The sequence below is a fragment of the Stenotrophomonas sp. BIGb0135 genome, from assembly GCF_024810105.1.
Classification (GTDB): Bacteria; Pseudomonadota; Gammaproteobacteria; order Xanthomonadales; family Xanthomonadaceae; genus Stenotrophomonas; species Stenotrophomonas maltophilia_AB.
This window is the reverse complement of record NZ_JANUDX010000001.1, coordinates 1-15,148: the sequence shown is the minus strand read 5'-3', so window position 1 is coordinate 15,148 and position 15,148 is coordinate 1. Positions and strand designations below refer to the sequence as shown.

Genomic DNA, 15,148 nt, shown 5'->3' with positions numbered 1-15,148 from the left:
ATCGGCGGTTCCCGAACCAGCGGAACCACGCAATGCAGCTGTCTTCAGTCCGTGCCGTCATCACCGGTGGCGTCTCCGGCCTCGGCCTGTCCGTGGCCCAGTACCTGGTCGCCCACGGCGCCAAGGTGGCCCTGTTCGACCTCAATGACGACAAGGGCGCGGCCGCGGTGGCCGGGCTTGGCGAGGCCAATGCCCGCTACTTCACCACCAACGTCAGCGATGAAGCCGCCGTTGCCGCGCAGATCGATGCCGCGCACGACTTCCTTGGCGGCCTCAATGCCGCGATCAGCTGCGCGGGCATCCTCGGTGCCGGCCGCGTGCTCGGCAAGGAAGCGCCGATGCCGCTGGCCAGTTTCCAGGCCACGGTGATGGTCAACCTGGTCGGCAGCTTCAACGTGGCCAAGGCCGCGGCCAACCGCATGCAGCACAACACCCCGGGCGAGGACGGCGAGCGCGGGGTCATCATCAACACCGCCAGCGTGGCCGCCTACGAGGGCCAGATCGGCCAGGCCGCGTATGCCGCCTCCAAGGGCGGCGTGGTCAGCATGACCCTGCCGATGGCGCGCGAGCTGTCTCGCTTCGGCATCCGCGTCATGACCATTGCCCCGGGCATCTTCTGGACGCCGATGGTGGATGGCATGCCGCCGGCCGTGCAGGAGTCGCTGGCCGCCTCGATCCCGTTCCCGGCGCGCCTGGGCAAGCCGGAGGATTTCGCCGGCCTGGTCGGCCACATCCTCGGCAACACCTACCTCAACGGCGAGACCATCCGCCTGGACGGCGCGGTGCGCCTGGCGCCGAAGTAACCCGCATTCCCATCCCGCCGGGCGCCCGGTCTGGCGCCCTGACCTCCCACGAACCGACCTTCAGTCCATGAAAGCCAACGACATCAAGAAAGGCAACGTCGTCGAATACAACAACGGCGTTTACCAGATCCGCGACATCGAGCGCAGCTCGCCGCAGGGCCGCGGCGGCAACGTCCGCTTCCGCTTCATCATGTACAGCGTGCCGGGCGGCAACAAGCTCGATGCCAGCTTCGATGCCGACGACAACCTGCCGGAAGTCGAACTGCTGCGCCGCCAGTCCACCTATTCCTACAAGGACGGCGATGCGTTCGTGTTCCTGGATGACGAGGACTACACCCCGTACATGGTCGACGCGGACGTGCTCGGCGAGGACGCCGGCTACATCACCGACGGCCTGACCGGCATCTACGTGCAGGTGATCGACGAAACCCCGGTGGGCGTGCAGCTGCCGACCAGCGTGGTGCTGGAAGTGGTCGAAACCCCGCCGGAAATGAAGGGCGGCACCGCCACCAAACGCCCGAAGCCGGCCAAGCTCAGCACCGGTATCGAGATCATGGTGCCCGAGTACATCGCCAACGGCGAGCGCGTGCTGGTCAACACCACCACCGGTGAATTTGCAGGCCGTGCCGACTAAGCGCGTCGCGCTGCTCGGTTGCCTGGCCCTGCTCGCGGCGTGCGCGCCGCGGGCAGCGGACAGCAGCATTGATGCAGTGGATGCCGCCCCGCCGGCGTCAAGCCAGGGCGACGTCGCCGCAGCGGACCGCGTCACCGACGCCCCGGCTGCCGTTGCACCGGGCGTGGACGCCCCCTCGGACCACGCCGACAGCGACGCCGGTGGCGGCATGCCCAACCTGGATGAGCTCGAGCAGGCGCGGGCCGCCGCCGGCTGCGCGGTCTCCAACGACATCGGCGACCTGGACGACATCCGCATCTACTGCCAGATGCCGGCCGACGTGCGCGCGTTCCTCGAACGCGAAAACACCTGCCAGCACTTCGCGGGCGAAGAAGCCTACGATGAAGCGCGGCGACTGGAACTCGAGACCGCCAGCGAGCGCTATTGCGATGGCCGCGAACGCATCTTCGCCGACCTCTACGCGCGCCATCATGACGACTGCGCGGTGCGCGAAGCACTGATCGGCGTGGGCAACCGCTACGACCTGTTCACCGACGTCGCGGCGGACCACTGCCGCCCGCAGGACGTGCGCTGATCCACCCTCGGTTCACGGTTTGGCGGCCAGCGTCGGCGCCCCGCCGAAATCACCGCAGCCATGGTACTGCCGCGCGCCCACGGTCAGCATCGCCGTGGTCCCGAACGCCTGCCCACTCATGTCGTCCTGGCAGACCGTGCGCTGGAAGGTCAGCTTGATGTCGGTGCCGTCGGCGGCCTTGCCCGACCAGCCATCCTTGCCCTGGGTCGGCAGCGGAATCTCGAAGGTACGCTGCCCGTAATCCGTTTCCACCCGCAGGCTGGGCGTCGCGCCGGCGGCTACTTCCGCCAGCCAGCCCGGCTCGTTGCCGGTCGCCCGGAAGCCCGCCGCCGCGGTGCCCGCCGCGGCCGGCCCCGGCGCTGCCACCCCTTCCGCACCCGACCCGGTGCAGGTGCGGTCCGGCTCCCCGTTCAACGCCAGGGTGCCGTCGGTGGTGCCCCGGGTCCAGAACGTGGTGCCTTGACCGTCGCTGTATCTGGCCCCGGAGGCGGCCGGCTGCGACGACATCGCGAACGTGCGGTCGCCCACCACCACGGTGGCCGAATCCTGCCCCCGATACGTCGCATGCACCGTCAACTCGCCGCACTGGAAGACATAGCTGCGCTCGTCGGACGTAGCCGCGACCGGCGGCGGTGGTGCCTGGTCGGTCGCGCCTGCACTGGCGGTGTCGCCACCCTGTTGCGCCGGCTGGCAGGCGGCCAGCCCGGCCGCGATGGCGAGGCTCAAAAGCCAGGGGGAAGCACGCATGTGGAACTCCTTGCGGTTGTTGCATTCAACGCACCATCCTAGCCCGCACCCTGCAGCCGCAGGTGAAGCGGCACTGACTCCGGCCCCGTCCGCGCCATCGCGTCGCCGGCGCTCGACGCGCGCATGCGCGGCAGCGACCTCAGCGCAGGTCGGCGCCAGCGGCGGTGTCGGCGCGGGCCAGCCGACGCATCCGCGCACCCAGCCGTTCCAGGTTGTCGTCGGTGATCCGCAGTTCCTGCTGTTGCGCCGCCGGCAGCCGCGCGCGCAGTCGCTGGGCAAGCGCCTGCCAGCCCGGCACCGCACGCTGGCTGATCGCCGCAGTGGACGCCGCCGCGGCGGCGCGCTCGCTGCCCAGCGGCAGGCCATAGCCACCGGCCGGCACGAGTGCGGCAGGGCTGACCAGCTGGCCGGTATCGCGCAGCAGGGCCATCAACGCCTGGCGCGCGTCGTCGCCGGCATCGGCCGGGGCCGCCAGGGTGCGCTTGAGCAGGTCGCGCGCGCGCAGTTCCTCGCGCTGGCGCACCGCCTGTTCCAGCAGCAGCAGCGCGGCGGTGGCACGCAACCCGCCCTGCTCCAGCGAGGCTGCGCGCCGGGCCGCCGGTTGGCGCAGCCAGTCGTCGACCCGGTCCGCGCCGAGCGGAAGCTCGGCCCGCGCGACGTCGAACAGCTGCTGGTAGTGGTCCTGGGCAGAGGCGAAGTAGTAGCCCTGGCGCAACGCGGCATCGCGATCGCGCAACACCGAACCATCCGCATGCCCCTGCCGTTGCAGCCTGTCCAGCAGGCCGCGCGGCGTGATCCGGTTCAGTCCCGGCGTGGCCCACCCCGGCACGCCCGCCTGCAGCAGCTTGCCGGTTTCCACCGCGCAGTTGTTGCTGACGAACAGGTAGTGGCCGTCGTAGCTCCAATGCACCTGCGCCACGCGTTCGAGCAGGCTGGCAATCTCGGTCGGCTGCAGCCGCAGTGGCACCGAGGCCAGCCCGCGCAGCTCCACCTGGGTGTATTCGTTGATCACCTGGTTGAGCGGCAGCACGAACAGGCGCGAGGGATAGGAACCGGTCAGGCCGCGCCAGCTGGAGATCTGCACGTCGCCGACGAATGCGCGGAAGGACAGCACGCGGTGATGGGCCAGGTCCATGCGGCAGGCCGGGCCCGGCGGCCGCCCCGGCGCGCAGATCACCAGCCGCAGCATGCTGTGGCCCCATCGGCTCATCATCTGGTCGTTGCCCTCGGCCAGCAGGTAATCCACCGCGTACACACGGGCCGGGTCCAGCTCCAGCAGCGACGCCGCGCCGGTGGCATCGTCGCTCTGGACCAGGGGCATCCGCGCATCGCAACGCGCTGCATCGTCGCCGCGCGTGCCGATGGTGCTGTCGAACCACGCCGCGAGCACGGGACGGCGGCAGGCATAGCCAGGGTCGAGCAGGAAGTGTTCGGCGTTGACGGCGAGGAACTCGGCCGGGCTGGCGCGCTCGTACGGGTCCGGGCTGCGCTGGCTGAAATGATTGCCGCTGCGCCCCATCCGCCACGGGCGCTGCTGCCAGCCACTGAGGTCGCGCCAGCGTGCGCTGCGCGACCAGCCGCCAGCGCGGCTGCGGTCGAGCACGTGGGTCAGTTCATGGATGAGCGCGGCCTGCACCGCTCGCGGCAGCGGCTGCCCGTCCTGCACCTCGTCGAGCAGCTGCCGGCGCAGGGTGATGGCGCCGTTGCGCGCGCGCCCATGCACCTGCACGGGAAGCGCATCGCTCCAGCGCACGCGCACCGGGGCATCGAAGCGCGCCTGCCAGCTGGCGGGCAGCGGCACCTCGTCCAGTACCCGCTGCGCGGCCACCCGCTGGGCCGCATCCAGGCCGTCGGCCTGTAGTTCCAGGCGCAGACCGGCCTGCGCCAGCGGCGCGGCCAGCAGCGCCGCCAGGGCCGCCCATCGCCAGCGGCGGGCCTGGCCACGCACGTGCATCAACGGGCCAGCAGCGCCTTGGCCAGGGCCAGGTCGCTGGCGTCGCGCTGGGCGACATCGCGCTCGCGCAGGCGCAGCAACGCCGCTTCCAGGCGCGCGCCACGGATGGCGCCATCGCTGGCGACGAACGCGGCCGCATCGTCGCGCGCGTCGAGCACGATCTTGTCATCGTCCGAGCTGGACGAACCGGCCGACGACGCGCCGGAGGCGGAACCGGCCGAGGAGCCGGCGAAGCTGGAGGCCAGCGCCGACAGCGGCAGGGCGAGGACGGCAAGAAGCAGGATCGGACGCATCATCAGGGTGTCGTTCGCGGTGGAAAACGCAGAGCGTATAGGCTGGGTGAAATCCTGTCGCGGCCTACAGGTCGAACAGCTTGCCGGGATTCAGCAGGCCTTGGGGATCAAACGCACGTTTGACCGCCTTCATCAAGGCGATTTCCGGCGCGCTGCGGGTGCTGTCCAGGTAGCCCTTCTTGACCAGCCCGATGCCGTGCTCGGCCGAGATGCTGCCATCGAAACGGGCCAGCACCTGCGCCAGCAGCGTGGTGACGTGCTCGCACTGGGCAAGGAATTCCGCGCTGGCGGTGGCGTCGGGCTTGAGCACGTTGATGTGCAGGTTGCCGTCGCCGATGTGGCCGAACCAGACCACGTCGAACTGCGGATATGCCTGGCCGATCAGGGCCTGGGTTTCGGCCATGAACGCGGGCATCGCCGAGATCCGCACCGACACGTCGTTCTTGTAGGGCGTGTAACGCGCCACCGCTTCAGTGATGCCCTCGCGCAGGCGCCACAACTGCGCGGCCTGCGCATCGCTCGCGCTGACCACGCCATCGCTGACCCAGCCCTGCTCCATGCAGGCCTCGAAGGCGGCCATCGCGGCGGCCTCCTGGGCCTCGTCGCCGGCGGCGAACTCGGTGACCACGTAGAACGGGTGCACCTCGGCGAACGGTGCCTGCGCGCCATGCGCGAGCACGTGTTCGAGCGCGCGGTCGGTGAAGAATTCGAAGGCCTGCAGCTGCAACCGCTCGCGGAACGCGGCGAACACCTGCATGAGCACCTCGAAACTGGGCAGCGCCAGCAGCATCACGTTGCTGGCCGGCGGCGGATCGGTCAGCCGCAGCGTGGCCTCCACGATCACCCCCAGGGTGCCCTCCGAGGCGATCAGCAGCTGGCGGAAATCGTAGCCGCTGGAATTCTTGATCAGGCCCTTGTTGAGTTCCAGCAGCTCGCCGCTGGCGGTGACCACCTTGAGCCCGGCGATCCACTCGCGGGTGTTGCCGTAGCGGATCACGCGGATGCCGCCGGCGTTGGTGGCGATGTTGCCGCCGATCGAGCACGACCCGCGCGCGGCGAAATCCACCGGGTAGATCAGGCCGTGTTCCAGCGCGGCGTTGTGCACCGCTTCCAGCGCCATGCCGGCCTGCACGGTCAAGGTGCGGTCCACGGCATCGAAGGCCAGCGGCTTGTTCATGCGTTCCAGGCTGAGCACCAGCTCGCCCTGCGCGGCGACCGCGCCACCGGACAGGCCGGTGCGGCCGCCGGAGGGCACCACCGCCACCTGCTGGGCGCTCGCCCAGCGCAGGATCGCCTGCACTTCCTCCACGCTGCCCGGCAGCGCGATGGCCAGCGGCGCCGGGGTCCAGCGCCGGGTCCAGTCGCGGCCGTAGTGCTCCAGGTCGGCCGGATCGGTCTTGAGCCGCAGCCCGGGGCAGTCCTGCAACAGCGAAGAAAGGCGCGGATCGGTCATGGCAGCAGGACTGGGCGAGGGAATTGCCAAGCGTAGCAGACCCCCGCCGCTGGCCCGACGGCTGGCATCGACCTGGCGCGTGTCAACGGATGCATCTGAAACCATCTCCGCGCCCATTGGCGCACTGCACAATCGGCGGCCCGTTCTGGCATAGTTGGGTGCTCTCGCCCACCATGCCGCACCCGCCCATGTCGCCGAAGAAGACCTCGTTCCCGAAGCAGGATATCCGCGTGCTGTTGCTGGAGGGGGTGAGCCAGACCGCGATCGACGTGTTCACCGCCGCCGGCTATTCGCAGATCGAACTGCACAGCAAGGCGCTGCCCGAAGACGAACTGAAGGCACGCATCGCCGAGGCGCACATTGTCGGCATCCGCTCGCGCACGCAGCTGAGCGCCGAGGTGCTGGCCCATGCCAAGCGCCTGATGGCGGTGGGCTGCTTCTGCATCGGCACCAACCAGGTCGACCTGGACGCTGCCGAGCTGGCCGGCATCCCGGTGTTCAACGCGCCCTACTCCAACACCCGCAGCGTGGCCGAGCTGGTCATCGCCGAAGCGATCATGCTCACCCGCGGCATCCCGCAGAAGAATGCCGAATGCCATCGCGGCGGCTGGTCCAAATCGGCCGCCGGCAGCCATGAAGTGCGCGGCAAGACGCTGGGCATCATCGGCTACGGCCACATCGGTACCCAGGTCGGGGTGATGGCCGAGGCGATGGGCATGCAGGTGATCTTCCACGACGTGGAAACCAAGCTGTCGCTGGGCAATGCGCGCGCGGCGATCAGCCTGGACGACCTGCTCGCGCGCGCGGACATCGTCACCGTGCACGTGCCGGAAACCCCGGCCACGCAGTGGATGATCGGCGCCGCCGAACTGGCGCGCATGCGTCCCGGCGCGCACCTGATCAATGCCGCGCGCGGCACCGTGGTCGACATCGACGCGCTGGACGCGGCGCTGCGCAGCGGCCATATCGGCGGCGCGGCGGTGGACGTGTTCCCGATCGAGCCCAAGGGCAACGGCGATGCGTTCGTGTCGCCGCTGACCGCGCACGACAACGTGATCCTGACCCCGCACGTGGGCGGCAGCACGCTGGAAGCGCAGGACAACATCGGCGTGGAAGTGGCGGCCAAGCTGGTCCGCTACAGCGACAACGGCAGCACGCTGTCGGCGGTCAATTTCCCGGAAGTGACCCTGCCCGAGCACGAAGACAGCCTGCGCCTGCTGCACATCCACCAGAACGTGCCGGGCGTGCTGTCCAAGGTCAACGAGATCTTCTCGCGCCACAACGTCAACATCGACGGCCAGTTCCTGCGCACCGACCCCAAGGTGGGCTACGTGGTCATCGACATCACCGCCAGCGAGGCCCAGGCGACGGCCGTGCGCGAAGAGCTGGCCGCGATCCCGGGCACGCTGCGGACGCGCGTACTGTATTGATCGCCCGCCGGGCTCCCCGGCGGCGGGATGTCGTGCCGCGCTGTGCGCGGTTGCCGAGCATGGCTCGGCACTACCGGTTCGCGTCGGATTGCGGTTGGCGGCCATGGTTCGGCACTACCCGTTCGCACCGGATCGCGGTTGGTGGCCATGGTTCGGCATTACCGGTGCGCGCCGGATCGCGCTTGGCGGCCGTGGTCGGGCATCACCGGTGCGCCCCGGATTGCCGGCCAATGGTCCGGTGCACCCGGATCCCGGTAGAGCCGAGCCATGCTCGGCTGCTTTTCGTCGCGGGATCGCGATGGCCTGAGCCACACGTCGGACGGAGATCACCCGCGCCACCGACGCGTCGCCCGGCCGGCGGCGACCGGTTGCCGCGCTGGCTCGCGGTTGCCGAGCATGGCTCGGCACTACCGGTTCGCGCCGGGTCTTGGCCGCGAAGCGCATTCGGCCTCGGGTTAGCGCGCCAGCCAGCGCTTCGCCATCCGCGGCAGCGAATCGTCACCGTCCGGCGTCTCGATCGCCGCATTGGCCACGTCACGGATATCCCGCCAGGCCAAGGCCAGCGACTCTTCGCTGAGCGCGAACTGCTCGCTGCCCAGCGCACGCACCACGTAGCGCGCGTCGTAATGCCAGTGGCCGGGCACGTCCTTGCGCTCGGGGATCCAGTGCTTGTCGATGTCGAACAGCTCGCCATCCTCCAGCACCAACCCGCTCAGGCCCGACTCTTCCTCGGCCTCCTTCAGCGCCACCCGGGCCAGGTCACGGTCGCCATCGGCGTGCCCGCCCAACTGCAGCCAGCGGTCCAGCTTGCGGTGGTGGGTGAGCAGCACGCGCTGGCCGTCGGCGCTGACCAGCCACGCACTGCCTGTGAAGTGGCCGGCCAGGCGCTCGCGCAGGAACGGATTTTCCGGATCGTCCAATAGTGTGCTGAATTCGGCAGATAGCGCGGCGTGTCCGGGCTGGCGTTGCGCATAGGCGGCCAGTTCGGCGCGCAGTTCGGCATCAGCAACGACAACGGATTCAGGGTTCATCGGCATGGCAGCGGCGGGTTCGGGCGGAATTTGTCGATTATCGCCGGGGTCATGCTGCATTTGTGCTTGTGTGCAGGCTTCAGCTTTGGCTAAGGTACAGCGGGCCCCGCTCCGTTGGGGCGCCCAGTTGCCATCAGGGCGCGCGGCAAAGTACCGCGCGCCTCACCTTTGTCCATTTTAGGGAAGCACTGCATGCTGAAGTCTCTGTTGAGGGTCAAACCGGTCGAACCGGCCGGGCACGTCGATGCCGGCGAGCCCATCGAAGGCAGCCTGGACGGCGAAGCCACGCTGAAACGGACCCTCACAGCCAAGCACCTCATCATGCTCGGCATCGGCGCGGTGATCGGCGCCGGCATCTTCGTACTCACCGGCCAGGCCGCAGCCAACCACGCCGGCCCGGCGGTGATGCTGTCGTTCGTGTTCGCCGGCATCGCCTGCGCGCTGGCCGGCCTGTGCTACGCCGAGTTCGCGGCGATGATGCCGGTCTCCGGCAGCGCCTACTCCTATTCCTACGCCACCCTCGGCGAAGGCATGGCGTGGTTCATCGGCTGGTGCCTGGTGCTGGAGTACCTGTTCGCCTCGGCATCGGTCGCGGTGGGCTGGTCGGCGTACCTGATCAGCTTCATCACCACCACGCTGCACATGCCGTTCCCGGATGCGCTCAGTGCCGCGCCGATCGCCTGGACCGGCCAGGAGTTCATCGCCTCCGGCAAGCTGTTCAACATGCCAGCGGTGCTGATCGTGGCGGCCGTGACCGGCCTGCTGTACGTGGGCGTGACCCAGTCCGCCTTCGTCAACGCGATCATCGTGGCGATCAAGGTGTTCGTGATCTGCCTGTTCATCGGCATCGGCGCGGCACACGTGGACCCGGCCAACTGGCACCCCTTCATCCCCGAAAACACCGGCGTGTCCGGCGAGTTCGGCTGGAGCGGCGTGTTCCGTGCAGCCACCATTGTGTTCTTCGCCTACATCGGCTTCGATGCGGTCTCTACTGCGGCCGGTGAAACCAAGGATCCGCAGCGCAACATGCCGATCGGCCTGCTCGGCTCGCTGGCGGTCTGCACCATCGTCTACATCATCGTCTGCGCGGTGCTGACCGGCATGCTGCCCTACCACCTGCTGGGCACCGACAAGCCGGTGGCCACCGCGCTGGAAGCCTACCCGAGCCTGTCCTGGCTGAAGACCGCCGTGGAAATCGGCGCGATCGCCGGCCTCTCCTCGGTGGTGCTGGTGATGATGATGGGCCAGACCCGCATCGCCTACACGATCTCCCGCGATGGCCTGCTGCCCAAGGTGTTCGGCAAGGTCCACGCGCGCTTCCGCACCCCGTACTGGGCCACGATCGTGGTCGGCGTGATCGCCGCCGCGCTGGCCGGCATGGTCCCGCTGAACGTGCTCGGCGAGCTGGTCTCGATGGGCACCCTGCTGGCCTTCGCCACGGTCTGCATCGGCGTGCTGATCCTGCGCTATACCCGCCCGGAACTGCCGCGCCCCTTCCGCGTGCCGCTGGTGTGGGTGATCTGCCCGCTGGGCGCGCTGTCGTGCCTGTTCCTGTTCTGGCAGGCGTTCGTGGTGCATTGGCACCTGTTCGTCGGCTGGACCCTGCTGGGCCTGTGCATCTACTTCGGCTACGGCATGCGCCACAGCAAGCTCAACAAGAAGTCCGCCTGAGTGCTGCCGGGCCGGCCAAGTGCCGGCCCGGTCGTTTGATCCGTCGCGCCTGAGAAGAAGTCAACACCATGTTCAAGCAACTGTGGGCCACCAAGCATCCGCACGCCGCCCATGAAGACGCCAACGGCCTGAGCCTGCGCCGCACCCTCGGCCCCTGGGGCCTGACCGCGCTGGGCATCGGCGCGGTGATCGGCGGCGGCATCTTCGTGATCACCGGCCAGGCCGCAGCCAACCACGCCGGCCCGGCGATCATGCTGTCCTTCGTGCTGGCCGCGATCTGCTGCGCGTTCTGTGCGATGGCCTATGCCGAATTCGCGGCGATGGTGCCGGTCTCCGGCAGCGCCTATACCTATACCTACGCCACTTTCGGCGAGCTGTCGGCCTGGTTCATCGGCTGGATGCTGGTGCTCGAGTACGGCGTCTCGGCCTCGGCGGTGGCGGTCAGCTGGACCGGTTACTTCCTCAGCCTGCTCAGTCATTTCGACATCCACCTCCCCGCGGCGCTGGTCAGTGCCCCTCTGGACGCGCAGCTGCGCCCGACCGGGGCGATCGCCAACATCCCCGCCGCCATCCTGGTGCTGCTGCTGACCTGGCTGTGCTACGTCGGCATCAGCAAGTCCTCGGCCATGAACATGGCCATGGTGGTGCTCAAGACCGGGCTGATCGTCCTGGTCATCATCGCCGGCTGGCGGTACGTGGACCCGGCCAACTGGACCCCGTTCATCCCCGCCAACGAGGGCCCGGGCAAGTACGGCATGGAAGGCGTGCTGCGCGGCGCGGCGATGGTGTTCTTCGCCTACATCGGCTTCGAGGCGGTGTCGGTGGCCGCGCAGGAATCGCACAAGCCGCAGCGCGACATGCCGATCGGCATGCTGCTCTCGCTGGTGATCTGCACGGTGCTGTACATCGCCATGGCGGCGGTGATGACCGGGCTGGTGCCCTACACGCTGCTGGGCACCGACGAGCCGGTGGTCACCGCGGTGGCCGCGCACCCGCAGCTGGGCTGGCTGCGCATCATCGTGGAGATCGGCGCGCTGATCGGCCTGTCGTCGGTGGTGCTGGTGATGATCATCGGGCAGCCGCGCATCTTCATGATCATGGGCCGCGACGGCCTGCTGCCGCCGGTGTTCACCAAGATCCACCCGACCTACCGCACGCCGCACATCAATACCGTCATCACAGGTATCGGCATCGCCCTGCTGGCCGCGCTGTTCCCGCTGGACATCCTCGGCGAACTGACCTCGATGGGTACGCTGATCGCCTTCGCCGCGGTCTGCGCCGGCGTGCTGATCCTGCGCCGCACCCAGCCGGACCTGCCGCGCCCGTTCCGGATGCCGATGGCGTGGCTGATCTGCAGCCTCGGCGTGCTCAGCTGCATCGCCCTGCTGACCGCGATGACCGCGCACAACTGGATGCTGATGGGGGTCTGGACCGCAGTGGGCTTTGCCATCTACTTCGGCTACGGCTACCGCCACAGCCGCCTGCGCGGGAAATAAGGGCTTGCCGCCGGCCATTGGCCGGCGCCGGGCGCGCGCGAATCAGCGAAGCGCCGTAAAATGGCCGCATGACCACCCCGACCTTCCCCTACGACACCGCCCGCCTGAGCGACCTGGCCCAGGTGCTGATCGACAACGTCCGCGAGCTGGCCCAGGCCGGCTGGACCCCGGCGACCAGCAGCAACTTCTCCCACCGCCTGGATGACCGCCACGCGGCGATCACCGTGTCCGGCAAGGACAAGGGCCGGCTGGTCGAGGACGACATCATGGTGGTGGACTTCGACGGCAAGGCCGTTGGCCGCCCCCTGCGCCCTTCCGCCGAGACCCTGCTGCACACCCAGCTGTATCGCCGTTTCCCGGAGATCGGCTGCGTGCTGCACACGCACTCACCGGTGCAGACGGTGGCCTCGCGCCTGTATGCGCCGCAAGGCCACATCCGCCTGGAAGGCTACGAGCTGCTCAAGGCCTTCCACGGCAACAGCACCCACGAGATGGCCATCGACGTGCCGGTGTTCGCCAACACCCAGGACATGGACGTGCTCTCGGCGCAGGTGGATGCGCTGCTCGACCAGCAATGCCTGTGGGGCTACCTGATCGACGGCCACGGCCTGTATGCCTGGGGCCGCGACATGGCCGAGGCGCGCCGGCACCTGGAAGCCTTCGAGTTCCTGTTCCATTGCGAGCTGGAACTGCGCAAACTGCGCGGCTGAACGGGTTGGGCGGGCGCCGGGCCACGCTGCACGGACCGGGCGTGCCCCGTGCAGATTCCTGAAGGGAATCTGTATTCCGCCGTTCACCATCAGCGCAGCGCCCCTGCCCCGGCGCTGCGCTGGTACCCTTTCCTTCCCCCTTTCGCCTCGCTGCCGCCGCCATGAGCCGACTCCGCATCTTTGACGACACTGCCCCGGACACCGCGTTGTTCGACAGCCGCGATGGCGCGGCGATCGCGGCCGAACTGACCCGGATCGGGGTCACCTTCGAACGCTGGCAGGCCACCCAGGAGGTCGCCCCCGGCGCCAGCCAGGACGAGGTGTTCGCCGCCTACAAGGCCGACATCGACCGCCTGGTCGCCCAGCACGGCTTCAAGAGCGTGGACGTGGCGTCGATCGCACCGGACAACCCCAACCGTGCCGAACTGCGCAGGAAGTTCCTCGATGAACACTTCCACAAGGAAGACGAGGTGCGCTTCTTTGTCGCCGGCTCCGGCCTGTTCACCCTGCACGTGGACGGCAAGGTGTACGAGATCGAGTGCGTCAAGGACGACCTGATCGCCGTGCCCGATGGCATCACCCACTGGTTCGACATGGGCGAAGAGCCCAATTTCGTCGCGATCCGTTTCTTCACCGAGGCCGATGGCTGGGTGGGTCATTTCACCGGCAGCGACATCGCCCAGCAGTTCCCGCGTTACCACCCCGCACAGCACCAGGCCGACTGATCCATGCCGCATCCCACTGTCATCCTCACCGATATCGAAGGCACCACCAGCAGCATTTCGTTCGTCAAGAACGTGCTGTTCCCGTATGCGCGCAAGGCCCTGCCGGCATTCGTCGCCGCACATGGCCAGCAGCCGGAGGTGCGCCGCTGGCTGGACGCGGTGGCCGTGGAGATCGGCGGTGCCTGCCAGGACAGCCTGGTCGTGGAGACCCTGCAGGGCTGGATCGACCAGGACCGCAAGCACACCGCGCTCAAGGCGCTGCAGGGCATGATCTGGGAAAGCGGCTACCGCAACGGCGACTACAAGGCGCACTTCTACCCGGAGGTGGGCGCGGTGCTCAAGGGCTGGCACGCCGAAGGCAAGCGGCTGTACGTGTATTCCTCCGGATCGGTGCCGGCGCAGAAGCAGTTCTTCGGTTTCAGCGAGGCCGGCGACCTGACCGGGCTGGTTTCCGGCTGGTTCGACACCGAAGTCGGTGGCAAGCGTGAGGCCGACAGCTACCGCCGCATCGTGCAGACGATCGGCGTGCCGGCGAACCAGATCGTGTTCCTTTCCGACGTGGTGGAAGAGCTGGACGCCGCGCGCGACGCAGGCTTGCAGACCCGCCTGCTCGACCGCCTGGACGATTACCCGCTGCCGCGCACGGGCGAAGCCACCCATGGCCACGACCGCGTCGAGAATTTCCAGCAGATCACGCTGTAATTGCGCCACCCCTGGGCGACCCGACGCGGGCATCCACGCCATGCGTGGATGCTGTTCGCGCGGGCCCCGCCTCGCGTCAGCCACGCATGGCGTGGCTCTACTGGAATTTTGCGTCGCGTCAGCCTCTGTGTGAGCCGCCGCGGGGGCCCAACCCGTAGATCCACGCCATGCGTGGATGCTGTTCGCGCGGACCGCGCCGCGCTTCAGCCACGCATGGCGTGGCTCTACGGGAATCCTGCATCGCGTCAGCCGCTGTGTGCGCCGCCGCGGGGCCCAACCCGTAGATCCACGCCATGCGTGGATGCTCTTCGCGCGGACCACACCTCGCGTCAGCCACGCATGGCGTGGCTCTACGGGAATCCTGCATCGCGTCAGCCTCTGTGTGCCCCGCCGCGCGGACCCAAGCCGTAGATCCACGCCATGCGTGGATGCTCTTCGCGCGCACCACGCCTCGCGTCAGCCACGCATGGCGTGGCTCTACGGGAATCCTGCATCGCCTCAGCCGCTGTGTGCCCCGCCGCGGGGCCCAACCCGTAGATCCACGCCATGCGTGGATGCTCTTCGCGCGGACCACACCGCGCGTCAGCCACGCATGGCGTGGCTCTACGGGAATCCTGCATCGCCTCAGCCGCTGTGTGCGCCGCCGCGGGCCCCACCGCGTAGATCCACGCCATGCGTGGATGCTCTTCGCGCGGACCAGGCCTCGCGTCAGCCACGCATGGCGTGGCTCTACCGGCATCCTGCATCGCGTCAGCCGCTGTGTACTCCGCCGCGGGCCCCACCGCGTAGATCCACGCCATGCGTGGATGCTGTTCGCGCGGACCACACCTCGCGTCAGCCACGCATGGCGTGGCTCTACGGGAATCCTGCATCGCCTCAGCCGCTGTGTGCGCCGCCGCGGGCCCCACCGCGTAGATCCACGCCA

The 15,148-nt window shown here is 68.7% G+C and carries 14 protein-coding genes; 9 read left to right on the top strand and 5 right to left on the bottom strand.

Annotated elements, in window-relative coordinates:
- Positions 1-32: 32 nt before the first annotated feature.
- From M2421_RS00070 to M2421_RS00060, 3 genes are all read left to right on the top strand, one after another.
- The gene (locus M2421_RS00070) at positions 33-803 is read left to right on the top strand and encodes an SDR family NAD(P)-dependent oxidoreductase (RefSeq protein WP_259202448.1); all 771 of its coding nucleotides are present in this window, start codon (positions 33-35) and stop codon (positions 801-803) included.
- Between the two features lie 67 nt (positions 804-870).
- A complete protein-coding gene (gene yeiP / locus M2421_RS00065) occupies positions 871-1,437 on the top strand; it encodes an elongation factor P-like protein YeiP (RefSeq protein WP_259202447.1) in 567 nt (188 codons plus the stop codon).
- Positions 1,427-2,011 carry a hypothetical protein gene (locus M2421_RS00060; protein WP_259202445.1) on the top strand — a complete coding sequence of 195 codons (585 nt, stop codon included), beginning with the start codon at positions 1,427-1,429 and terminating at the stop codon, positions 2,009-2,011. Before yeiP ends, M2421_RS00060 begins: the two co-directional genes overlap by 11 nt.
- A gap of 12 nt (positions 2,012-2,023) precedes the next feature.
- Here M2421_RS00060 and M2421_RS00055 read toward each other — a convergent pair whose 3' ends face one another.
- The 4 genes from M2421_RS00055 to M2421_RS00040 all read right to left on the bottom strand — a co-directional run bounded on the left by M2421_RS00055 (position 2,024) and on the right by M2421_RS00040 (position 6,458).
- Positions 2,024-2,758, bottom strand: coding sequence for an MliC family protein (locus tag M2421_RS00055; RefSeq protein WP_259202443.1), 735 nt, complete (start codon positions 2,756-2,758; stop codon positions 2,024-2,026).
- Positions 2,759-2,897: 139 nt separating this feature from the next.
- Complete coding sequence (locus M2421_RS00050) at positions 2,898-4,712, bottom strand: DUF4105 domain-containing protein (protein WP_259202442.1); 1,815 nt, start codon at positions 4,710-4,712, stop codon at positions 2,898-2,900.
- Positions 4,712-5,008: a DUF2388 domain-containing protein gene (locus M2421_RS00045; protein WP_259202440.1), complete on the bottom strand. Its 297-nt coding sequence runs from the start codon at positions 5,006-5,008 to the stop codon at positions 4,712-4,714. The genes M2421_RS00050 and M2421_RS00045 overlap by 1 nt, the downstream gene beginning before the upstream one ends.
- Positions 5,009-5,069: 61 nt before the next feature.
- The gene (locus tag M2421_RS00040) at positions 5,070-6,458 is read right to left on the bottom strand and encodes an FAD-binding oxidoreductase (RefSeq protein WP_259202439.1); all 1,389 of its coding nucleotides are present in this window, start codon (positions 6,456-6,458) and stop codon (positions 5,070-5,072) included.
- 188 nt (positions 6,459-6,646) lie between these two features.
- On the opposite strand from M2421_RS00040, the gene serA reads away from it, so the two are divergent.
- Complete coding sequence (gene serA, locus M2421_RS00035; RefSeq protein WP_259202436.1) at positions 6,647-7,888, top strand: phosphoglycerate dehydrogenase; 1,242 nt, start codon at positions 6,647-6,649, stop codon at positions 7,886-7,888.
- A gap of 455 nt (positions 7,889-8,343) precedes the next feature.
- On the opposite strand, the gene M2421_RS00030 is transcribed toward serA, so the two are convergent.
- On the bottom strand, positions 8,344-8,919 hold the full coding sequence (locus tag M2421_RS00030) for an NUDIX hydrolase (RefSeq protein ID WP_259202435.1): 576 nt from the start codon (positions 8,917-8,919) through the stop codon (positions 8,344-8,346).
- Between the two features lie 192 nt (positions 8,920-9,111).
- Here M2421_RS00030 and M2421_RS00025 point away from each other — a divergent pair, with 192 nt between their 5' ends.
- From M2421_RS00025 to mtnC, 5 genes are all read left to right on the top strand, one after another.
- The gene (locus M2421_RS00025) at positions 9,112-10,590 is read left to right on the top strand and encodes an amino acid permease (RefSeq protein ID WP_259202434.1); all 1,479 of its coding nucleotides are present in this window, start codon (positions 9,112-9,114) and stop codon (positions 10,588-10,590) included.
- 68 nt (positions 10,591-10,658) lie between these two features.
- A complete protein-coding gene (locus tag M2421_RS00020) occupies positions 10,659-12,086 on the top strand; it encodes an amino acid permease (RefSeq protein WP_259202432.1) in 1,428 nt (475 codons plus the stop codon).
- Between the two features lie 68 nt (positions 12,087-12,154).
- Complete coding sequence (locus M2421_RS00015; RefSeq protein WP_259202431.1) at positions 12,155-12,796, top strand: methylthioribulose 1-phosphate dehydratase; 642 nt, start codon at positions 12,155-12,157, stop codon at positions 12,794-12,796.
- 161 nt (positions 12,797-12,957) lie between these two features.
- Positions 12,958-13,521, top strand: coding sequence for an acireductone dioxygenase (locus M2421_RS00010; RefSeq protein WP_259202429.1), 564 nt, complete (start codon positions 12,958-12,960; stop codon positions 13,519-13,521).
- A gap of 3 nt (positions 13,522-13,524) precedes the next feature.
- Positions 13,525-14,223 carry an acireductone synthase gene (gene mtnC, locus M2421_RS00005; RefSeq protein WP_259202428.1) on the top strand — a complete coding sequence of 233 codons (699 nt, stop codon included), beginning with the start codon at positions 13,525-13,527 and terminating at the stop codon, positions 14,221-14,223.
- Positions 14,224-15,148 lie beyond the last annotated feature (925 nt).